Below are 21375 nucleotides of genomic sequence, written 5' to 3'. Positions count from 1 at the left end.
TTGCGCAAAGGCATCCGCCCGGCGGGAATCAGCGCGGCTCGACCATCTCCGCCGTGATCGCCCAGCGTTCGTGGTCGCGCCAGGCGCCGTCGATGAAGAGGAAGTCCGGCGAGAAGCCCTCCAGTCGGTATCCGGCGCGGCGCACCAGGCCGATGGAGGCGACGTTGCCGGGCTGGATGTTCACCTCCAGGCGGTGCAGGCCGAGCGTGGCGAACGCGTACCGGGTGACCAGGTCCAGCCCTTCGCCCATCAGCCCGCGCCCGGCGGCGTGCGCGAAGGCGCCGTAGCCGAGCGCCCCGCTCAGGAACGCGCCCTGGACGACGTTGTTGATGTTGATGAACCCGGCGATCCGGTCGTCCTCCCGCGTGCACACCAGGAACCCGTACCGGGCCGGGTCCTCCATCAGCCGCCCCGCGTACGTCGCGTAGGCGTCGGGGTCGGTCGGCGGGAAGAGCCACGGCGCGTGCAGGGACCGGCTCTCCCGCGCGAGCGCGGTGAACTCCCCCGCGTCGTCCTGCGTGAAGTGCCGGATGCCCACGCGGGGGCCCTCGGCGAGGTACGTGATCTTGTCGGGCATCGGGTCAGGGTACGGGGCCGGCGGGCGCCGGGAGAGAGGGCAGGCCCGGTGGGGGGACATCCGGGTCCCCGTGCGGGCGTGGGAGTGCGAAGGGCCGGCGGAGCCGGGGGCAGTCGGAGCCGGCGTTACTTGCCCCTGAGCGACTCGACCAGCTTGTCGATGCGCCGCTGCCGCGTCTCGGGGCTCTTGGCGCTCTCGATCTCCCCGACCTGCTTGCGCTTGAGGCTGAAGGCCATCCGCTCGTACGCCCCGCGCAGCGCGGGGTCCGCGTCGAGCACGGCCGCGAGGTCGTCCGGCGCCTCCACCACACGCGGCTCGTCGTCGAGCTGGAGGTCGACCTCGATCTCCTCGCCCAGGTCGACCCCGCTCGCCTCGCGGTTGGCCGCGCTGATGCCGATGAGGATCTGGCCGCGCATGGCGGCGACCCTGGTGCGCCAGGAGTGGCCGTTGATCGCGACGACCACCGGGGGCCGCTTGCCCTGCCCGAGCTCGTCGACGACCTTCTGCGGCACCTCGACGCCCAGCGCGTTCCCGGACGGGATGACCGTGGCCTTGAACTTCATGCTCGCACTCCTCGTCCGTACCGTGTGTCGTCTCAACCAGCCACGATATACCGGGAGTTGCCGATCATTTGCCCCGTCGGCGGATGAAGTAGCCGCCGCAGATCACCCCGACCACGAACACCGCGAGCAGCGCCAGATAGAGCGGCGTGGAGACCTCGGGGATCAGCAGCCGGATCTTGACCTGGCGGGTGTTCTCGAAGATGAAGATCAGGGCGAGGACCGCGATCGTGACGACCGCGATCCGTGACGGCGTGAGGGCGCCCCCGAACCCCGTGCCGCCCTTCATCCCGCCCGGCGCGTCCTTGGGGCTCATGACCCGGCCCTTTCTGGGGGTGGTGCTGGCGTGCGTGCCTTCGAGGGGTGGTGACACCCCTTCCGTACAGGATGGCCGGGTCCCGTACGGGAAGCTGTCTCGGAGCGGGCCGTACGGGTGAGCCGGGCATCCGGGCCCGGCCCGGGGCCCGCCGCACATCCGAGCCCGCCTTGTCAGACAAGTGGCGGCCGGGCCATGCTTGCGCCATGGCAGTCAGCGGACAGCAGCGCAGGCCGGTCGTCGCCCTGTACGAGCGGATCGCCGACGCGATCCACGACGGCACCTATCCGCCGGGCTCCACCCTGCCCTCGGAGCCCAGGCTCGCGGGCGAGCTGGGGGTGAGCCGCCCGGCGCTGCGCGAGGCGCTGCTGCTCCTCCAGGAGGACGGGCTGCTCTCGGTGCGCCGGGGCGTGGGGCGGACCGTCAACGACCACCCGCCCCGGCGCGGCTTCGAGCAGCTCCAGCCACTGGAGGAGCTGCTCGGCACGGGCGGCCCGGTACGGGTGCGGGCCCTGCTGCGCAGCGTCGAGGAGCCGACCGACTTCACCACCCAGCATCTGCTCCCCGCCGCCGGTGCGGAGCTGCGGTTCTGGGAGACGGTACTGGTCGGGGAGGCGCTGGCGGTGGCGCTCTGCCATGAGTGGGCCGCTCCCCAGGACGTGCTCGAACGGCTGCACCCGGCATTCGCCGCCGCCTTGGCCGACGAGCCCGCCCGCTCGATGCTCGCGGTGCTGACGGACGCCTCCCGGGGCGTGCCGCTGACCGCGCACAGCGGGGTCACGGCGACCCTGCTCGGACGCCGCCGGGGCGAGCAGCTGGACCGCCCGGCCGATACCCCCGCCGTACTGATCACGCAGGTCGTACGGGTGGAGGGCACCCCCGTCCTCGCCGCCAAGCACATGCTGCCGACCGGGGCCCCGGCGCTGCCCGTACTGCAGAGCTCCTAGCGCGAGCGGCCGAGGCTGTACACTCCCCGGTCATGCACTTGTCTGACAACACCGCCGCCCAGCCCGTTGCCGACTGGATACGCCGCGCGCCCAAGGCCGTCCTCCACGACCACCTCGACGGTGGTCTGCGCCCCGCCACGATCGTCGAGCTGGCCCGCGCGTGCGGCTACGAGAGCCTGCCGACCGAGGACCCGGCGGCGCTCGCGGTCTGGTTCCGCGACGCGGCCGACTCCGGCTCCCTTGAGCGCTATCTGGAGACCTTCGCCCACACCTGCGCGGTGATGCAGACCCGCGAGGCGCTGGAGCGGATCGCGGCGGAGTGCGCCGAGGACCTGGCGGCGGACGGGGTCGTCTACGCGGAGGTGCGGTACGCGCCCGAGCAGCACCTGGAGCGCGGGCTCACCCTCGACGAGGTCGTCGACGCGGTGAACGCGGGATTCCGCGAGGGCGAGCGCCGGACCGGCGGCCGGATCACCGTCCGCGCCCTGCTCACCGGGATGCGCCACACCGACCGCTCCCTGGAGATCGCCGAGCTCACCGTGGCCCACCGCGACCGCGGAGTGGCCGGCTTCGACATCGCGGGCGGCGAGATCGGCAACCCGCCGGCCCGCCACCTCCCCGCCTTCCAGCACCTGAAGCGGTCGAACTGCCACTTCACCATCCACGCGGGCGAGGCCGTCGGCGCGGAGTCGATCCACGAGGCCGTGCAGATCTGCGGCGCCGAGCGCGTCGGCCACGGCGTGCGGATCACCGATGACATCACGGTGCACGAGGACGGCACGGCCGACCTCGGCCACCTCGCCTCCTACCTGCGCGACAACCGCGTCGCGCTGGAGGTCTGCCCGACCTCCAACCTCCAGACGGGCGCGGCCAAGGACTACGCCTCGCACCCGATCGACCTGCTGCGCCGCCTCGGCTTCCGGGTCACCCTGAACACCGACAACCGGCTGGTCTCCGGCACCACCATGAGCGAGGAGTTCCAGCACATGGTGGACGCCTTCGGCTACGGGCCCGAGGTGTTCGAGCAGTTCACCGTCGCCGCCGTGGAGGCCGCGTTCCTGCCGCTGCCGGAGCGCCGCCGCATCATCGACGAGCTGATCCGCCCGGGCTACGCCGCCCTGTAGCGGACGGCGTACGCCTCCGTCGCGTACGCGCTACACCAACGCGGGCACCTCCAGCGTGAGCGTGCCCGCGTCGGCGTCGAGCACCGCGGGCAACCCGAGCGGCATGGTCAGCGAGGGGGTGCAGTGGCCGAAGCCGAAGTGCTCGACCACCGGCACCCCGAGCGGGGCGAGCCGGTCGTACAGCACGGCCCGCAGCTTCTCGTACGGCCCGCACTCCTCCCAGGAGCCGAGCGCCACCCCGGCGACCCCGTCCAGCCATCCCGAGCGCAGCAGCTGGGTGAGGATGCGGTCGATCTGGTAGTCCTGCTCGCCGACGTCCTCGATCAGCAGCAGTCCACCGCGCACCGACGTCCTGGCGTGCGGGGTGGCGAGGCCGGCACCGAGCAGGGCGAGGCAGCCGCCCACGGTGACCCCACGGGCCCGGCCGGGCACCATCGGGCGCGCGCCCGCCGGGCCGAGGGTGAGGGCCGCCTCGGGCTCGAAGAGCGTGGTGCGCAGCGAGCGCTGGGTCGGGTCGTCCTTGAGGAACGTCTCGGCCGACACCATCGGCCCGTACAGGGTGGAGAGCCCCATCCGTATCGCGAACGCCTCGTGCAGCGCGGTCACGTCGCTGTAGCCGACGAACACCTTGGGCCCGGCGGCGCGCATCGCGCTCCAGTCGAGCAGGTCCACCATGCGCTGGGCGCCGTAGCCGCCGCGTGCGCAGAGCACCGCGTCGACGGACGGGTCGCACCACGCCTCCTGGAGGTCGCGCGCCCGGCCCTCGTCGCTGCCCGCGAGATAGCGGAACTCCGGGTGCCGGTCACGGACATGGGGCATCACGACCGGTTCGAGGTCCCAGCCGCGCAGGATGTCCAGGCCCGCGTCGAGCCGCTCCCCCACCACCGGCCCACTGGTGGCGACCACCGCCACCCGGGCGCCGGGCCGCAGCCGGGAGGGCCGGGTGAGCGGGGCGGGGGCGTGGTGCGTCGAGGTCACTTCTTCAGCTCCAGGAGGGGGACGTCGGGCCGGTCGATGCCGAACGTCTGGGCGTACAGGGAGAGTTCGGCCTCCAGGGCGCGGACCATGGTGTCCGCCCGGCGGAAGCCGTGTCCCTCGCCCTCGAAGGCGATGTACGCGTGCGGTATGCCGCGGCCCGTCGTTCTGGCCAGGAACCGTTCGCACTGTACGGGCCGGCAGATCACGTCGTCGAGTCCCTGGAGCAGCAGGAACGGCACGCTGATCCGCTCCGCGTGGGTGATCGGCGAGCGCTCCGCGTACCGGCCGGGGAGGTGGGCGAGGGGCCCGATGAGGGACTCCATGTACTGCGACTCGAAGTCGTGCGTGCCGTCGTCCGACGACCAGTCGGCGAGGTCGAGGACCGGGTAGATCACGGTGCCGCAGGCGTAGACGTCGGTGGTGGCGAGCGAGGCCGCCGAGGTCCAGCCGCCCGCGCTGCCGCCCCGGATCGCGAGCCGCCGGGGGTCGGCGGTGCCCTCGTCGGCGAGCGCCCGGGCCACGGCCGCGCAGTCCTCGACGTCGACGACGCCCCACTGCTCGCGCAGCCGGTCGCGGTACTCCCTCCCGTAGCCCGTCGAGCCGCCGTAGTTGACCTCGGCGACGCCGATGCCGCGCGAGGTGAAGTAGGCGATCTCCAGGTCGAGGACGAGCGGGACCTGGCTGGTCGGGCCGCCGTGCGCCCAGATCACGTACGGCGGGAGCTCGTCGGCGGGCGCCACCCGGTCGGGGTGGTGCGGCGGATAGACCAGGGCGTGGATGTCGCGGCCGCCCGGACCGGTGAAGGTGCGGATCCGCGGCTCCGGGTAGTACGCCGGGTCCACCGGGTCGTCGTGGTCGCGCCCGACGACGCGGGTGCGGCCCGAGCGGGTGTCCAGCTCGACGACCTCGGGCGCCGTGCGCGGGCTCGCGGCGACGCCTACGACCCTGCTGCCGTGCACCGCGAGCGTGCAGTGCCAGGCGGTCCAGGGCCCGGCCGCGTCCACGACCTCGCCGCTCTCCGGGTCGAGGATGCCGAGCGCGGTCGCTCCCCTGCCGTGGACCACGGCGATCAGACCGTTCTCCAGCGGGTGGAACCAGCGGCGGCCGAGCTGCCAGAGCGGCCCGCCGAACTCCTCCTCGCGCGGGCAGAGCGGCACCGCATCGCCTTCGCGGTCCGCCGGGTGGGAGGAGGGCGGGACCCCGGGGGCCGGGTCGGCGCGGTAGAGGTTCCACCAGCCGGTGCGGTCGGAGGAGAAGAGCAGCCGGCCGTCGGGCGCCCACTCGACCTGCGCGACGGACTCGCCGGGCCCGCCCGCGACCGGCCGCGCCCCTTCGAAGACCCCGTCGTCGCCGATGTCCGCGAGGATCAGCTCGGTGCCGTCCCACGGCATGTTCGGGTGGTCCCAGGCGAGGTAGGCCGCGCGGGAGCCGTCCGGGGAGAGCCGGGGGCCGGTGACGAAACGGTGCCGCCCGTCGGAGAGCTCACGCACCCGGCCGCGGTCCTCGGCCGCCGAGCCGTCCAGGGGCACGGCCGCGAGCACCCGGCGCACATCGGTGGGCGCGTCGCCGGTGAACTCCTCAAGGACGCACCAGACTTCGCCCCGCCCGGCCACGAGCACCGGGTCGGCCCAGCGCAGCCCCTCCCCCACCGCCGAGAGCGGGGTGAGCGGCCGCGGCTCTCCTGCGCCGTCCGGCTCGTACGCGTACAGGCGCTGGTCGGGGAAGTGGACGAAGACCACGAGCGGGCCCCCGGAGCCGCGCGGGACGGCGGCCCAGGGCCGGCCGCCGTACTCGATGACCCGGGTCCGTACGTTCCACGGCGCGGGCAGCAGCGACTGCGCGGCGGCGTCCGCCCGGCGCCGGACCAGGGCGCGGCGGCCGCCCTCGGTGGGGCGCGGCTCGGTCCACCACACCTCGTCGCCGACGACTCCGACGAAGTCGGGCGCCCCGTCGCGGCTGGCGGCGAGCTCGGCGTCGATGGGCGACGGCCATGTTCCGTAAGGCCCGATGGGCACCATGTCTTCCAACTCCCCCTACGCGGAGCGCAGATAGTGATCGAGGACGCGCACGCCGAAGTGGAGCGCGTCCACCGGGACCCGTTCGTCGACGCCGTGGAACAGCGCCTGGTAGTCGAAGCCGGGCGGCAGTCTCAGCGGCGAGAAGCCGTAGCCGGTGATGCCGAGGCGGGAGAACTGCTTGGCGTCGGTGCCGCCGGACATGCAGTACGGCACGACATGCCCCTCGGGGGCGAACTTCTCTACGGCGGCGCGCAGTTTGGCGTACGTCGGGGAGTCGACCGGGGCCTGGAGGGCGACCTCCTTGTGGTGGAACTCCCAGTCGACGTCCGGGCCGGTGAGCCGGTCGAGCGTGTCGCGGAACTCGTCCTCGCCGCCCGGCAGGACCCGCCCGTCCACATACGCGGTGGCGTGCCCCGGAATCACATTGATCTTGTAACCGGCTTCCAGGATCGTCGGGTTGGAGCTGTTGCGCACGGTCGGCTCGACCAGGGCGGCGGCCGGCCCGAGCTTGCCGAGGAGCTCGTCCACGTCGAAGCCGGGAGTGGCCGGGTCGGCGTCGATCCCGTACAGCGCGGCGAGTTCGGCCAGGGCCGCCCGGACGGTCGGGGTGAGGCGGACCGGCCACTGGTGCTCCCCGATCCGGGCGATCGCCGCGGCCAGGCGGCTGACGGCGTTGGCCCGGTTCACCTTGGAGCCGTGGCCCGCCCGGCCGTGCGCGGTGAGCTTCAGCCAGCCGGTGCCGCGCTCGCCCGCCGCGATCGGGTAGAGCTCCATGCCGCGGTCCGCGTGGAAGGTGAACGCGCCGGATTCGCTGATGCCTTCGGTGCACCCCTCGAACAGGCCGGGGTGGTGGTCGGCGAGGAAGCCGGATCCGTCGATCGCGCTGGCCTCCTCGTCGGCGGTGTAGGCGATGACGATGTCCCGGCGGGGGCGGACGCCCACGCGCGCCCAGGCCCGTACGACCGCGAGGACCATCGCGTCCATGTTCTTCATGTCCACGGCGCCGCGCCCCCACACCACGCCGTCGCGGACCTCTCCGGAGAAGGGGTGCACGCTCCAGTCGGCGGGCTCGGCGGGCACCACGTCGAGGTGGCCGTGGACCAGGAGGGCGTCGGCGGAGGGGTCGGTGCCCTCGATGCGCGCCACCACGTTGGTGCGCCCCGGCGTCCGCTCCAGGAGCGTGGGCTCCAGACCGGTGGCGGCGAGCCGCTCCGCCACGTACTCGGCGGCGGGGCGCTCGTGGCAGTCCCCGCCGCCGCGGTTGGTGGTGTCGATCCGGATGAGCTCCGAGGTGAAGGTCACCACTTCGTCCAGCGCCCGCGCGTCGATGTGCTCAGCCATACTGCTCCTCCACCGCGGCCGAGACGATCGTGGTGAGCGCCTTGAAGGTGCGGATGCCGTCGTACATGGTGTCGCTGGTGTAGGCGACGCGGCGCTCCCCGGTCCGCTCGGCGCCGGGGACCACCGTGGCGGCCATCACCAGGTGCTCCGCGTCGAATTCGAGCTCGACGGTGAACGGCCCGCCCCGCACCGGGTCGTGACGCACCGCCAGGCCTGCGGCCTCCTTGGCGGCGGCCCTGATGTCGGCGGCCGTGCGCGCGGGGGTGCGGCACACCGCCGCGTACCGCGAGACGTGGTCCTTGACCGCCACCTTGTGCGCCCCCGGTGCGTACCCCTCCGCGTCCGTGCAGGTCAGGTCGTCGCCGGTGACCAGGACCACGGGCACCCCGTACTCCGCGACCACGTGCGCGTTGAGCAGACCCTCGCTCGCCCGGGTCCCGTTCAGCCAGACGCCCGTGATGGAGTTGGCGAGATAGGTGTGCGCCAGCACCCCTTCGGTGCCCGCGCCCGTGTGGTAGCCGACGAACGCGATCCCGTCCACGTCACCGTGCTGCACGCCCTCGACCATGGACAGCGACTTGTGCCGGCCGGTGAGCATCTCCACGCGCTCGTCCAGTCGCTCCAGCAGCAGATTGCGCATGGACCAGTGCGCCTCGTTGATGAGGACGTCGTCGGCGCCGCCGTCGAAGAAGCCCAGCGCCGCCGCGTTCACATCGGACGTGAACAGGGCGCGGCAGCGCTCCCACTGCGGGGTGCCCGGCAGCACATCGGCGGGCCAGGTGACACCGGTCGCGCCCTCCATGTCGGCGCTGATGAGGATCTTCATGCCACGAAACCGTACGCGTCGCGGAACGCCCCCACCAGCCCTGTGGATAACCCCGGGCGCGTGTCCTCGGGCGCCTCCCGCCGACGGTCCGCGGACCAGCCAATTGGTGCAGACCTCTTGCATGTTGGTCCAGACCAATGTCAGCCTCTGGTCCGAACCAGCTGGGAAGGAGCCCCCTCATGTCCGTACGACGCACAGCAGCCTCGCTCGGTGTTCTCGGTGTGGCGTCCACGTCACTGCTCTCCGTCGCCGGCTCGCCCGCCGCCGCGCACGGCGCCGTGTTCAACCCGGTCAGCCGGGTCGCCGCCTGTTACGCGGAAGGCCCCGAGACCCCCAAGTCGCACGTGTGCAAGGACCTGGTCGCCGACTCCGGCACCCAGCCGCTCTACGACTGGAACGAGGTCAACATCGCCAATGCCGACGGGCACCATCAACAGCTCGTCCCCGACGGCAAGTTGTGCTCGGCCAACCGCGAGAAGTACCGCGCGCTGGACTGGGCCCGCACCGACTGGCCGGCCACCGGCGTCTCGGCCGGCCCCTTCGGGTTCAAGTTCCGGGTGACGGCCCCGCATTCGGGGACGATGACGCTCTACATCACCAAGGAGGGCTTCGACCCGACGAAGCCGCTGAAGTGGTCCGACCTGGATGCCCAGCCGGTCGCCACGTACGCCACGGCGAGGACCTCCACCGACGGCTACTACAACTTCACCGGGAACCTGCCCGCGCGCACCGGCCGCCACATCATCTACAAGGTCTGGCAGCGAAACGACAGCCCCGAGGCGTTCTACAGCTGCTCGGACGTCGTGTACGGCAAGGCCGCACAGGCGGCCGCGCAGCCCTCCGCGCCCAGCAAGCAGAGCATCGAGGCGGGGGCGTCCAAGTCCACCGTCAGCCACCAGGGGCACGGCGGCGGCACGCCGTCGAAGGACTCGTTCGCCCTCGGCGCGGCGGCCCAGCCAGTCGCGGCGGTCTCCATGGCGGGCGTCCTGGCCGGCGGTGTGCTGCTGCTGCGCCGGCGCAAGGACTCCTGACCCGGCGCCGGCGCAGGGACACCTCACGCGCTCCGGCGCGGCGGGCCTCCCGACCCGCCCTCCGGGCTCACTCGGCGCGCCCCACCACCCACCACTTGGAGGGCAGCGCGATCCGGGTGCCGTCCGGCCGGTACTCGGTCGTGGTCAGCGGCAGCTCGCCGCGGGCCACGACCGTGAGACCGGCCGCGGCGAGCAGGGCGGGCACGGCCGCGTCGGCCACCTCACCCGGGGTGAGGCCGTGGGCGAAGACGGGGCGGAGCTTCGGCGGCGCCCCGGCGGGGTCCTGGGCGAGGCTCATCAGGACCGGCTTCGCCGCCTCCGCGAGCTCCACCAGGAACGCCCGGCCCTGCGTCCCCATCAGCGTGGCGACGGCGTCGGCCAGGGGCTGGCGGTCGGCCGGCTCGCACTGGTGGAGCACCCCGCGCACATACACATTGGCGTCGCCGAGGCGCGCGTGCAGCTCCTGGACGGCCTTCTCGTCGGTCGCGTCCAGCTGGTCGAACCGGACCCGCCCGTCCGGGTCCTGGCTTCTGGCCCGTTCCACCGCGGCGGGCGAGAGGTCGACGCCGACGACGCTGTCGTAACGGTCGGCGAGGAAGCGGGCCTGGGTGCCGTTGCCGCATCCCAAGTCGACTATGGGCAGGGCCAGATCGTCCAGATGGGGTTCGAAGAGCGCCAGGTGGGGGCCCGCCGTCAGGGCCGGTTCAGCGTCCCAGAACACCGCGCCCGTCTCGTCGGGCGCCTCGTTCCAGAACCCTTCCCAGGCGTCCTTGTACCGACTCGTCACGCTCATGACCGACTCCCCAGGCTGGCACGCACAGTGTCAAGATCGGTCTATCGCTCCGGGAGGCACGCCGACAAGCTCCCGGCGCAATCGTCCACCCCGCGTTCGAGCCGGTTCAGCGCCCCGTGCGCCCCCTGCGCGGCAGCGACACCTCGAACCACACGGTCTTGCCCTCGCCCGTACGGCTGGTCCCCCACTCGCGGGCCAGCCGGCTCACCACCCGCAGTCCGCGCCCGGCCTCGTCGAGCGGTCCGGCGTGCAGCAGCATCGGAAGCGTGTGGTCGTCGTCGACCACCTCACAGCGCAGTGACTCGGCCCGCACCATCCGCAGCCGCACCAGGTGGCTGTGCGCATGCCGTACGGCATTGGTGACGACCTCGCTGACCAGCAGTTCCACGGTCTCCGCCACCTCGTCGAGGCCCCAGTCGCGCAGCTGGTCACCGACCAGGCGGCGGGCCCGGGCCACCTCGCGCGCGTCGATGGCGAGCGGCCACTCGGCGACGTCCTCGCGCGCGATGCCGTTGAGCCGGGCCATCAGGAGGGCGACGTCGTCCTTGCGGCCGCCCCGCGTGTTGAGGGCGCGGATTATCGTGTCGCAGGCGTCGTCCATGGAGGCGGCCGGGTGCGCGGCCGACTCGCAGAGCGTCGCCAGCCCCACGCCGATGTCCTCGCCCCGCATCTCGACCAGGCCGTCGGTGCACATCACCAGCCGGTCGCCCGGCTCGACGCGTACGCGCGCGGTCTCGAACGGCACCCCGCCGACGCCGATGGGCGCCCCGGTCGGCAGGTCGAGCAGCTCGCTGCGGCCGTCGGCGGCGCGGACCAGGACCGGGGGCACATGGCCCGCGTTGGCCATCAGGAGCTCGCCCTCGATGGGGTCGTAGACCGCGTACAGACAGGTCGCCAGATAGTGCTCGCCGAGCCGCTGGGCCAGGTCGTCCAGATTGCGCAGGAGCTGGGCGGGCGGCAGGTCGAGGGCCGCCATGGTCTGTACGGCGGTGCGCAACTGGCCCATCATCGCGGCCGAGTTGAGGCCGTGGCCCATGACGTCCCCGACCACGAGGGCGATCCGGGAGCCGGGCAGCTTGATCGAGTCGAACCAGTCGCCGCCGACCCGGCCGAGCAGGGTGCCGGGCAGATAGCGCGTCGCCGTGTCGCAGCCGGTCATCTGAGGGGTGACCTGCGGCAGCATCGAGTCCTGGAGGGTCTCCGCGACGCTCTCCTGGTACGTGTACATCCGGGCGTTGTCGAGCACGAGCCCGGCGCGGGCGGCGAGTTCGGCGCCGGTCACCCGGTCCATGTCGTTGAACTCGGCCCGCTCCGCGTGGCGCAGCAGGATCATGAAGCCGAGCACCACATTGCGCGCCTTGAGGGGAACCACCAGCATCGACCGGCCGTTGATCAGAGGCCGGATGTCGCGCTTTTCGAACTGCGAGGCGATGGCGGTGCCCATCTGCTCGCTGATGCGCGGGACGAGCACGGGCTCGCCGGAGGTCATGCACTGGAAGAAGGGGGTGTGCGCGGGGAACGGCATGGACTCGCCGACCGGTACGACGTCGTCCCACCGCCCGGGTGCGTCGACGTGCTCGAGGGCGACCCGGTGCCACATCGTGGTCTCGTCCGGCGGCCCGTCCGGGAACCCCTCACCGGCGATGACCTGTTCACGCAGATAGGTGCCCGCGACATCGGTGAAGCGCGGCACCACGGCGGCGCTCACCTCGTGGATCGTCCGGGACAGATCGAGAGAGGAACCGATGCGGCCACTGACCTCGTTGAGGAACTCCAGCCGCTCGCGCACGGCGGCGTATTCGAGGTCCTGCTCGAACTCGGGAGCGGGCGCGAGGCCGGCGGCGGCCGGTGCCTGCTCGCCGCCCTGGGCGGCCCTGCGCTCGGCCCGGCGGGGCACACCCCAGTCAGGCGTCACGGGCACCCGGTCGTGCTGGCTGAACTCCAGTACGGGATAGCCGAGTTCGAGCACCTGCGAGACGATCCGGGAGCTCTCGCCGACGCTCATGCTGGGCAGGATCTCGGGCAGCCGACCGGCCAGCTCCTCGGCTCCCTGGAACTCGGTGTGCAGCGCGAAGCCCGGTGCTATCCGCTCCACGGCACCACAGCCCGGCCCCGGGTGCTCGGCATGCAGCTGCCGCGCGTCCGCCGCCAGCACCAGGAGCCGCTCGGCGCCCGGCCCGACCAGCGGATACGCCCACCAGAGCACATCGACGCGAGGCCGACCGGCATCCGAGAGGGTGGCTCGCCCAGCCGTCGGGTACGAGGTCAGGCCGTTGAGCGAGGCGTCCAGGCCCGGGCCGAACGTGTCGTAGGCGTCCAGCTCCCGCAGGACGTCGCCGGGCCTGTCCTCGCGCAGCGCGCCGGATACCGGCAGCAGATCGAGGGCGGACCGGCCGACCGCCTCCTCGCGGGCGGGTCCGAAGAGCCGGCGCGCACCGGTCGACCAGTGCGAAACCAGCCCGTCGCCGTCCACGACGATCACGGCAAGCGGAATCCGTCCGGCCACGGCGGACTGCCGCGGCAGCGTCGGCGGAGTACCACTGTCCATGGGTGGAGGCTCCTTCCCCGCCGCAAGGATCTGCGGCTGTGCCACCTACCGTACGGCCATGCGTAGGCCCCGCGCGGGGCAACGCCGGAATAGGGCGCACGCCCGCGCGTACTGGGCAATTGGTTGAAGAATAGTCAGTCCTCGTGGCCCAGTTGGAGGTCGCGCTCGGTGCGTCCGCCGCCCGCGACCTGGAGCACGGTGGCCACCGGCGGATACCCGGCTGCGATCACCGTGTACTCGCCGGACGAGAGGTCGACGAAGCGGAAGGTGCCGTCCGGGCCGGTGGTGAGGGTGTCCACCACGTTCCCGCCGGCGTCGAGCAGCGTCACGCGCGCGTCCTCGACCGGCCGTCCGCCGCTGGCCCTGACCGTGCCGCGCAGCACCGCGCCGCCCGCGAGCTCGATGTCCTGCCGGGTCTCGCGCGAGGACTGGACGCTCACCGGGAGCGCGGCGGGCCTGAACGCGGGCGCGCTGGCGGCCAGGGTGTACTCACCGGCCACCAACTCGCCGATCACATAGGCACCTTCGCGCCCGCTGCGGGTGGTGGAGACTACCTCTCCGCGTACGTCGGTGAGCGTGACGGCGGCGTCCCTGACCGGGGTGCCGTCGGCCGTGATCACCACACCGGCGAGCCGTCCGGCGCCGCCGAGGACCACGTCGAGCTCGACCGGGCGCTCGCCGACGGTCACCGAGACGGCCTGCGGCTGGTGCCCTCCGGCCGCCGCGATCAGGACGTAACTGCCGGCTCCCGGAACGCTCAGCGCGTACCGCCCGTCCTCGCCGCTGCCGCCGCGCCCGACCTGCTGCCCGCGCACGTCGACGAGGGTGAGCGCGGCGCGCGGCACGGTGGACCCGTCGCTGTGCTGGACCGTTCCGCAGACCGGAACTCCGCTGGAATACGGGGCGTTGGACGTACGGGCGTGGGGTACGGGTGCCGGTTCGACGGCGGGGGCGGCGGGGGCGTTCTGGGACACCAGCGGTTTCTCCTTGAGGAAGAAGGCGAGCAGGAGGCCGAGCACGAGCACCGGCACCAGATAGAGGAAGATCCGCGGCATCGCCTCTGCGTACGCGCGGATGTAGCCGTCGCGCAGGGCGGGCGGCATGGTGTGGACCAGCTGCGGGGTGATCGACTCGGGGGCGGGGAGGCGGGCGCCCGCGGGGAACTGCTCGGTGAGGGAGTGGGCGAGGCGGTTGGTGAACATTGTGCCGAAGACGGCGGCCCCCACGCTGCCGCCGATCTGCCGGAAGTAGTTGTTGGCGCTGGTGGCGGTGCCCAGGTCGGCGGGGTCGGCGGCGTTCTGCACGGCGAGGATGAGCACCGGCATCACCAGGCCGATGCCGATGCCCAGGACGGCCATCCAGACGCTGTAGTCGAGCCGGGGGGTGTCGGTCTTCAGCCGGGAGAGCAGCCACATGCCGCCGGCCGAGGCGGCGCTGCCGAGCACCGGGTAGATCTTGTAGTGGCCGGTGCGGCTGATGAGCTGCCCGGAGATGACCGAGGCGGCGACGATGCCGCCCATCATGGGCAGGACGAGGAGCCCGGACTCGGTGGCGCTGGCGCCGTCCACCATCTGGAGGAAGGTCGGCAGATAGCTGGCCGCGCCGAAGAGCGCGACGCCGATGACCGCGCCGACCAGACCGGAGATGTTGAAGACCGAGTCGCGGAACAGCCGCAGCGGGATGACCGGTTCGCGCGCGTAGTTCTCGGCCACGACGAAGAGCAGGGTCGTGCCGAGGGCTCCGGCGGCCAGCCCCAGGATGGTGCGCGAGCCCCAGGCGTACTCCGTACCGCCCCAACTGGTCAGCAGCACCAGGCAGGTCGAGGCGGCGACGAGGAGGAGCGAGCCGAGGACGTCCAGGCGGGGGCGGGCCGCGGGCCGGGGCAGTCTGAGGACGACGGCGATGACGGCGAGGGCGACCAGGCCGAAGGGGACGTTGATGTAGAAGCACCAGCGCCACGAGGCGTGGTCGGTGAAGAAGCCGCCGAGCAGGGGCCCGGCCACGGAGGCCAGGCCGTAGACGGCACCGATCAGGCCCATGAAGCGGCCGCGTTCGCGGGCCGGCACGATGTCCGCGATGATCGCCTGTACACCGATCATGAGCCCGCCGCCGCCCACTCCCTGGACGGCGCGGAAGGCGATGAGCTCGTCCATGGACCGCGACCAGCCGGCCAGCGCCGAACCGATCACGAAGACGACGATGGCGAACTGGAAGACGGGCTTGCGGCCGAAGAGGTCGCCGAGCTTGCCGTAGATGGGCAGCCCGATGGTGGAGGCCAGCAGATAGGCGGTGACCGCCCAGGAGACCTTGTCGAGGCCGTGCAGATCGCCGACGATCTTCGGCAGCGCGGTCGCCACGATCATCTGGTCGAGCGCCGCGAGCAGCATGGTGAGCATCAGGCCGAGGAAGACCAGCCGCACCCGGCGCGGGGTGAGCCCCACGGGGGCCCCGTACGGGCCGTCCACCGGCGCCGGGACCGGCGGTTCGTCCACCGGCACCGCGTCGGAGAACTCCGGGGCCGGCTCCGTCGCGGCCCGCCTCCAACACCGCTCCCCCGAAGGCCCGTTCTGCGCCGGGTCCTTCACCAGAGTGATCCCGCCCACGTCTGCTCCCCTCGTCGCGCCGCCTGATTCGCCTGCGCGGCGTACATCCTGCGCATCGGGCGCTAATAGGGAGCAAGCGGAAGAGGAGGGGGCGGGGGCGCACAACTCGCCCTGGAGGGGCGCGTGTCCACCGCCCCATCAGCGTGTTTCACACCGCCCGGGACGCGCGGGCGCACCACCGGGGCGCCGTGAAAACCACTCGATCCGGTGACCGCGGCCGGGAACGGGCAGGGGCTGTCCGCCGGCCCCGGCCGCCTTCCCGGCCGATCCCTCGATCTACTTCCCGATCTACTTCTCCACCTACTTCTCGACCTCGGCGGCGAGCTTGTCGAGCACCGTGTCGTAGATGCGGTTGAGGCCCTTGGGGGCGAAGGTCTTCTCGAAGAAGCCGCCGATGCCGCCGGCGCCGTTCCACACCGTGGTGACGACGACCTTGGAGCGGCCCTCCCCGGCCGGGGTGACGGTCCAGGTGGTGACCATCGACGAGTTGCGGTCCTTCTCGACGAGCCGGCCCTCGGTCGGCTCGGAGACCTCCATCAGGCAGTCGCGCACGCGCTTGCTGGTGGCCTGGAGCTTCCAGTGGACGAGGGTGCCCTCGCCGTCGCCGCCCTCGCGCACCTGGTACTCGCTGAAGTGCTCGGACAGGAGCTTGGGGCGGCTGTCCTTGTAGTCGGCCACGGTGTCGAACACCGTCTCCGGGCTCGCCGCGATGATCCGCTCCGTGGTGGCCTCGACCTGCGCCATGGCTCTTCCTCCAGCACTCGTGACATCCGGGGGGTGCGCCCGGATTCGGGGTGGGCAAAGCCAATCACCTCCGATGCGGGCCCCCAAATCGGGGGTTGCTGCGATCATGGGAACAGATGTTCTATTCTGAGCTCAGTGCTACGGACGAGGCCCGAGGAGGCGTGTATGCGCTGGGACAATCTGGCCGAGAACGATCCACCGAGGCCGGGCGCTGTCGGTACGGCCGCGCTGTTCGACGCGGACGCGGTGGTCACCCGTACCTTCGACACCCCCGAGTTCCGCGGGGTCACCTTCCACGAGGTCCGCGCGCGTTCGATCGTCAACCGGGTGCCCGGGGTGTCCCGGATGCCGTTCGAGTGGACCGTCAACCCGTACCGGGGCTGCACGCACGCGTGCGTGTACTGCTTCGCCCGCAAGACGCACAGCTATCTCGACCTCGACACCGGGCTCGGCTTCGACTCGCAGATCGTCGTCAAGGTCAACGCGCCCGAGCTGCTGCGCCGCCACCTCTCCTCCAAGCGGTGGCAGGGCGCGCACATCGCCATGGGCACCAACGTCGACTGCTACCAGCGTGCCGAGGGCCGCTACCGGCTGATGCCGGGGATCATCGAGGCGCTGCGCGACCACGCCAACCCGTTCTCCATCCTCACCAAGGGCACGCTGATCCTGCGCGATCTGGAGCTGCTCCAGCAGGCCTCCGAAGTCACCCGCGTCGGGATCTCCGTCTCCGTGGGGTTCGTGGACGACGCGCTGTGGCGCACGGTCGAGCCGGGCACGCCCGCGCCCGAGCGGCGCCTCGACGCCGTACGGACGCTGACCGAGCACGGCATCGGCTGCGGGGTCCTGATGGCGCCGGTCATCCCCTTCCTCGGGGACCACCCCGACCAGCTGCGCGCCACCGTCCGCGCGATCGCCGCCTCTGGCGCGACCTCGGTGACGCCCCTGGTGCTGCATCTGCGGCCGGGGGCGCGCGAGTGGTTCATGGGGTGGCTCGCCGAGCACCATCCGCATCTGGTGCGGCGGTACGAGCGGCTGTACGCGGAGGGTGCGTACGCGCCGAAGTGGTACCAGCGCCGGATCACCCGCCAAGTACACGATCTGGCCACCGAGTTCGGCATCGGACCGGCGCACCGGGGCGCGGCCCGGCGCATTCCGCAGCGCGTGGAGCCGGAACCGGCCGGTCCGACCCAGCTCACCCTGCTCTGACCGGAACCCGGCGCCCGATTGTCAGTGGCATGGTTCAGGATGGACGCATGACTTCGCTCACGCACATCGCCACCCCGGACGGCGTCGCACCCGGCGTCAACTACAGCCATGTGGTGTGGGGCACCGGCCGGTTCATCGCGATATCCGGCCAGTGCGCCTTCGACGAGAAGGGGAACGTGGTCGGGGAGGGCGACCCGGTGGCGCAGGCGCGGCAGATCTTCGAGAATCTGCGCCGCTGCCTGGAGGCCGCCGGGGCGACCTTCGACGATGTGGTGAAGCTGACCGTCTTCGTCACCGACATCGCCCATCTGCCCGCGATCCGCGAGGCGCGGGACGAACACCTCGACAGCGGCCGCCTCCCCGCCAGCTCGGCGGTGCAGGTCGTGTCGCTGTTCCGCCCCGAACTCCTGATGGAGATCGAGGCGTTCGCGGTGATCGCCGACCGGTGAGCGCCCCTGTGCGCGTACGGGACATGGCCGAGGCCGACTGCGAGGCGGTCGCGGCCGTCCGTACCGAGGGCTGGCGCACCGCCTACCGGGGCCTGATGCCGCAGACGCACCTGGACGCCCTGAGCGTGGAGCGGGACGCCGAGCGCCGCCGGGAGCATCTGGCCCACGGCGACGGCTCGGTCGTCAACGTGGTCGCGGAGCGGGCGGGCGAGGTGATCGGCTGGGGGTGTTGCGGGCCGTACCGGGAGGACGGCGGCGGGCGGACGGCCGACGGTGAGGTGTATGCCCTGTATGTGCACCCGGACCACTGGTCCACGGGCGCCGGGCGGCTGTTGACGGCCGAGCTGACGGCCCGCGCGGCCGACGCCGGGTGCCCGCGCCTGCTGCTGTGGGTCCTGAAGGCCAACGACCGGGCCCGGCGGTTCTACGAGGGCGCCGGCTTCGCCCCGGACGGCGCCGAGGAGGACTTCGTCGTGGACGGGGTCGCGGTGCCCGAGGTGCGTTATGCGATGCGTCTGAGCGCCACGGCGGCCGCCGAGGCGAGGCGCGGGCGGGCCAGCGCCGTCTCCAGGACTTCGACCGCCCTTTTGTCGCCCAGCTCCCCCAGCCCCTCCACACAGGCCAGCGCCACCCGCCAGTAGGGGGTGTCGGGCGAGAGCAGTGGCCGCAGGGTGGTGATCAGCGCCGGTACGGCCTCGGGGGCGCGCAGCGCGGTGAGCAGCCGCACCGGGTGCAGGGCGTACGCGGTGCGCAGCTGGTTGGTGGCGAGCGCGGCCGCCGCCCGTGCCGTGCGCGGGTCGCCGAGCCGGGCCAGGGCGTGCGCGGCGGAGACGCAGCGCTCCGGGTCCCGGTGGTTGAGCAGCAGCACCAGCGACTCGAAGGCGCGCCGGTCCCCCGCGCAGCCGAGCCGGAAGGCCGCGATCTCCCGCGCCCACAGAGGCCGTTCGCGCTCGGTGAGCACGGCCGCCAGCTCGTCCTGGTCCCGGGTCGAGAGCAGCCGCTCGTACGCGGACACCGCGTCCGACGCCCTGGCCTCGCCCCGCAGCCGGTCCGCCAGGGACCGCAGCTCCTCGTCCATGCGGGAAGCGTAGTGGCCCGTCGCGGGAGGGGGAGGGGTCCCGCCGGGAGCGGGGGCGAGCCAGATCACATGGACTCCTTACCCCCGCCCTATGGCGCGCTCGTTACTCACCAGTTAATCTCAAGTGAGCGGGTACCCCCCGCGAACTCCGGTGGCCTGGTGACGCAGCCACCGCGAGTGTTTCGTCGGTTCGGCAGTTTCACGGTGTGGCCCCGGGACCGGGTCCGCCGGCCCTCAGCACCACCACGACACATCTCCCGCACGCCGTGCGCCGCTCTGCGCACCCGCGTCTTCGTTGACGCCTCGCGACAGCCGGATGCCGGTCGCGTGCGCCCTCTCCTCAGTCGTCACTCACCCTGGAGTCCCGTGATGGACACCCCCCTGAACACCGTCGCCGTGGTCGGTCTCGGCACCATGGGCACCGGCATCGCCGACGTGCTCACCCGCGCGGGCCGCGAGGTCATCGGCATCGACATCAGCGAGCAGGCCGCCCGCCGGGCCGTGGCCTCCCTGGAGGCGTCCACCGCCCGGGCCGTGGCCCGCGAGCGCATCACCGAGGAGGAGCGGCGCGACATCCTCGCCCGGTTCCGCACCTTCACCGACCTCCAGGCGGCGGCCGACGCCGACCTGGTCATCGAGGTCGTGCCGGAGTCGTACGAGCTCAAGCAGCAGGTGTTCGCCGCGCTCGACGCCATCGTCGCGCCCACCACGATCCTGGCGACCGGCACCAACGCCCTCTCCGTGACCCGGCTCGCCGCCGAGTCGTCCCACCCCGAGCGCGTCCTGGGCCTGCACTTCTTCAACCCGGCCCCGGCGATGAAGCTGGTCGAGGTGGTCTCCTCGGTGCTGACCGCGCCGCCCGCCGTGGAGGCGGTCACCCGGCTCGCCCTCGACCTCGGCAAGGAGCCGGTCGCGGTCGGCGACCGCCCGGGCTTCGTCGCGGACGGGCTGCTCTTCGGCTACCTCAACCAGGCCGCCGCGATGTACGAGTCGAAGTACGCCTCCCGCGAGGACATCGACGCCGCGATGAAGCTGGGCTGCGGACTGCCGATGGGCCCCCTGGAGCTGCTCGACCTGATCGGCATCGACACCGCCCGTACGGTCCTTGAGGCGATGTACACCGACTCGCAGGACCGGCTGCACGCCCCCGCGCCCATCCTCGGCCAGCTCGCGGAGGCGGGCCTGACCGGCCGCAAGGCGGGCCGCGGTTTCTACACGTACGAGGGCCCCGGCAGCTCGGCCGTGGTGCCGGACGCGCAGACGCGCGCCACGGCGGCGGGCACGAGCGTCGGCCGCGAGATCCGCTCGGTCGGCGTGGCCGGGTCCGGGACCATGGCCTCCGGCATCGCGGAGGTCTTCGCCAAGGCCGGGTACGCCGTGGTGCTCGCCGCGCGCGGCCTGGAGAAGGCCGAGACCGCCAAGTCCCGTATCGCCAAGTCGCTTTCGCGCTCTGTCGACAAGGGCCGGATGACGGCCGAGGCCCGCGACGAGACGCTCGCCCGCATCACCCCGGCCGGGGCCCTTGAGGCATTCGCCGAGGTGGACCTGGCCGTCGAGGCGGTGGCCGAGGACCTGGGGGTCAAGCAGCAGCTGTTCGCCTCCCTGGACAAGATCTGCAAGCCGGGCTCGGTGCTCGCCACCACCACCTCCTCGCTGCCGGTCGTCGCGTGCGCCCGCGCCACCTCGCGCCCGCAGGACGTCATCGGGATGCACTTCTTCAACCCGGCGCCCGCGATGAAGCTGGTCGAGGTGGTCCGCACGGTCCTGACCTCGGACGAGGTGCACGCCACCGTCCGCGAGGTCACCGCGAAGATCCGCAAACACCCGGTGGACTGCGGGGACCGGGCCGGGTTCATCGTGAACGCGCTGCTCTTCCCGTACCTCAACAACGCGATCAAGATGGTCCAGGAGCACTACGCCACGCTCGACGACATCGACGCCGCGATGCGGCTCGGCGGCGGCTACCCGATGGGTCCGTTCGAACTCCTCGACGTGGTCGGCCTCGACGTCTCCCTGGCCATCGAGAAGGTGCTGCACGCCGAGTTCCGCGACCCGGGCCTCGCGCCCGCCCCGCTCCTGGAGCACCTGGTCGCAGCCGGGTGCCTGGGCCGCAAGACGGGCCGTGGATTCCGCGAGTATGCCCGGCGCTGAGCCGTGGGGCTCCCCCGTCCACCGGCCGGGGGAGGGCTGGGGCGGCCTGCTCGATCCGTCGGGCGGTCCGCCCCCGCGAGCGCGA

At 72.5% G+C, this 21375-nt stretch carries 18 protein-coding genes and 1 pseudogene; 7 read left to right on the top strand and 12 right to left on the bottom strand.

Features of this window, described 5'->3' with window-relative positions; genetic code table 11:
- Positions 1–28: 28 nt before the first annotated feature.
- The 3 genes from ACZ499_RS07775 to ACZ499_RS07765 all read right to left on the bottom strand — a co-directional run bounded on the left by ACZ499_RS07775 (position 29) and on the right by ACZ499_RS07765 (position 1453).
- Positions 29–577, bottom strand: coding sequence for a GNAT family N-acetyltransferase (locus tag ACZ499_RS07775; RefSeq protein ID WP_468673199.1), 549 nt, complete (start codon positions 575–577; stop codon positions 29–31).
- A gap of 125 nt (positions 578–702) precedes the next feature.
- Positions 703–1140, bottom strand: coding sequence for a YdeI/OmpD-associated family protein (locus ACZ499_RS07770; RefSeq protein WP_468673198.1), 438 nt, complete (start codon positions 1138–1140; stop codon positions 703–705).
- Positions 1141–1204: 64 nt separating this feature from the next.
- Positions 1205–1453: a LapA family protein gene (locus ACZ499_RS07765; RefSeq protein WP_468673197.1), complete on the bottom strand. Its 249-nt coding sequence runs from the start codon at positions 1451–1453 to the stop codon at positions 1205–1207.
- A 206-nt stretch (positions 1454–1659) separates the two neighbouring features.
- Here ACZ499_RS07765 and ACZ499_RS07760 point away from each other — a divergent pair, with 206 nt between their 5' ends.
- Complete coding sequence (locus ACZ499_RS07760; protein ID WP_385820517.1) at positions 1660–2400, top strand: GntR family transcriptional regulator; 741 nt, start codon at positions 1660–1662, stop codon at positions 2398–2400.
- A 32-nt stretch (positions 2401–2432) separates the two neighbouring features.
- Entirely contained in the window at positions 2433–3524 is a 1092-nt protein-coding gene (locus tag ACZ499_RS07755) for an adenosine deaminase (protein ID WP_468673196.1), read from the top strand.
- 30 nt (positions 3525–3554) lie between these two features.
- Here the strand turns inward: ACZ499_RS07755 and ACZ499_RS07750 are convergent, their stop codons facing one another.
- Genes ACZ499_RS07750 through ACZ499_RS07735 form a run of 4 tightly spaced genes read right to left on the bottom strand, consistent with a single transcriptional unit; the run spans position 3555 to position 8687 of the window.
- A complete protein-coding gene (locus ACZ499_RS07750; RefSeq protein ID WP_468673195.1) occupies positions 3555–4502 on the bottom strand; it encodes a S66 peptidase family protein in 948 nt (315 codons plus the stop codon).
- Positions 4499–6520, bottom strand: coding sequence for a S9 family peptidase (locus ACZ499_RS07745; protein WP_468673194.1), 2022 nt, complete (start codon positions 6518–6520; stop codon positions 4499–4501). The genes ACZ499_RS07750 and ACZ499_RS07745 overlap by 4 nt, the downstream gene beginning before the upstream one ends.
- Before the next feature lie 15 nt (positions 6521–6535).
- Positions 6536–7861 (bottom strand): M20/M25/M40 family metallo-hydrolase, encoded by a 1326-nt coding sequence (locus tag ACZ499_RS07740; RefSeq protein ID WP_468673193.1) that lies wholly within the window; start codon positions 7859–7861, stop codon positions 6536–6538.
- Positions 7854–8687: a M55 family metallopeptidase gene (locus tag ACZ499_RS07735; RefSeq protein ID WP_468673192.1), complete on the bottom strand. Its 834-nt coding sequence runs from the start codon at positions 8685–8687 to the stop codon at positions 7854–7856. The genes ACZ499_RS07740 and ACZ499_RS07735 overlap by 8 nt, the downstream gene beginning before the upstream one ends.
- Before the next feature lie 179 nt (positions 8688–8866).
- On the opposite strand from ACZ499_RS07735, the gene ACZ499_RS07730 reads away from it, so the two are divergent.
- Positions 8867–9718, top strand: coding sequence for a lytic polysaccharide monooxygenase auxiliary activity family 9 protein (locus tag ACZ499_RS07730; protein WP_468673191.1), 852 nt, complete (start codon positions 8867–8869; stop codon positions 9716–9718).
- A gap of 67 nt (positions 9719–9785) precedes the next feature.
- On the opposite strand, the gene ACZ499_RS07725 is transcribed toward ACZ499_RS07730, so the two are convergent.
- From ACZ499_RS07725 to ACZ499_RS07710, 4 genes are all read right to left on the bottom strand, one after another.
- Positions 9786–10511 carry a class I SAM-dependent methyltransferase gene (locus ACZ499_RS07725; RefSeq protein WP_468673190.1) on the bottom strand — a complete coding sequence of 242 codons (726 nt, stop codon included), beginning with the start codon at positions 10509–10511 and terminating at the stop codon, positions 9786–9788.
- Positions 10512–10617: 106 nt separating this feature from the next.
- Positions 10618–13059, bottom strand: a complete 2442-nt coding sequence (locus tag ACZ499_RS07720) for a SpoIIE family protein phosphatase (RefSeq protein WP_468673189.1) — start codon at positions 13057–13059, stop codon at positions 10618–10620.
- A gap of 134 nt (positions 13060–13193) precedes the next feature.
- Positions 13194–15662: an MFS transporter gene (locus tag ACZ499_RS07715; RefSeq protein WP_468673188.1), complete on the bottom strand. Its 2469-nt coding sequence runs from the start codon at positions 15660–15662 to the stop codon at positions 13194–13196.
- A 300-nt stretch (positions 15663–15962) separates the two neighbouring features.
- On the bottom strand, positions 15963–16406 hold the full coding sequence (locus ACZ499_RS07710; protein ID WP_385533133.1) for an SRPBCC family protein: 444 nt from the start codon (positions 16404–16406) through the stop codon (positions 15963–15965).
- Between the two features lie 165 nt (positions 16407–16571).
- On the opposite strand from ACZ499_RS07710, the gene ACZ499_RS07705 reads away from it, so the two are divergent.
- The 3 genes and pseudogenes from ACZ499_RS07705 to ACZ499_RS07695 all read left to right on the top strand — a co-directional run.
- A complete protein-coding gene (locus ACZ499_RS07705) occupies positions 16572–17612 on the top strand; it encodes an Rv2578c family radical SAM protein (protein ID WP_468673187.1) in 1041 nt (346 codons plus the stop codon).
- A 47-nt stretch (positions 17613–17659) separates the two neighbouring features.
- Positions 17660–18061: a RidA family protein gene (locus ACZ499_RS07700; protein ID WP_385533127.1), complete on the top strand. Its 402-nt coding sequence runs from the start codon at positions 17660–17662 to the stop codon at positions 18059–18061.
- A 23-nt stretch (positions 18062–18084) separates the two neighbouring features.
- A pseudogene (locus ACZ499_RS07695) lies at positions 18085–18486 on the top strand (GNAT family N-acetyltransferase); the annotation flags it as partial.
- Positions 18487–18563: 77 nt separating this feature from the next.
- Here ACZ499_RS07695 and ACZ499_RS07690 read toward each other — a convergent pair.
- Entirely contained in the window at positions 18564–19139 is a 576-nt protein-coding gene (locus tag ACZ499_RS07690) for an adenylosuccinate lyase (protein ID WP_468407407.1), read from the bottom strand.
- 369 nt (positions 19140–19508) lie between these two features.
- Here ACZ499_RS07690 and ACZ499_RS07685 point away from each other — a divergent pair, with 369 nt between their 5' ends.
- Positions 19509–21290, top strand: coding sequence for a 3-hydroxyacyl-CoA dehydrogenase family protein (locus ACZ499_RS07685; RefSeq protein ID WP_468673186.1), 1782 nt, complete (start codon positions 19509–19511; stop codon positions 21288–21290).
- Positions 21291–21375: the final 85 nt, after the last annotated feature.

This window comes from Streptomyces sp. NPDC031265 (assembly GCF_055570295.1).
Note: the sequence above shows the minus strand (reverse complement) of the source record. Positions and strands in the feature narration are given on the sequence as shown.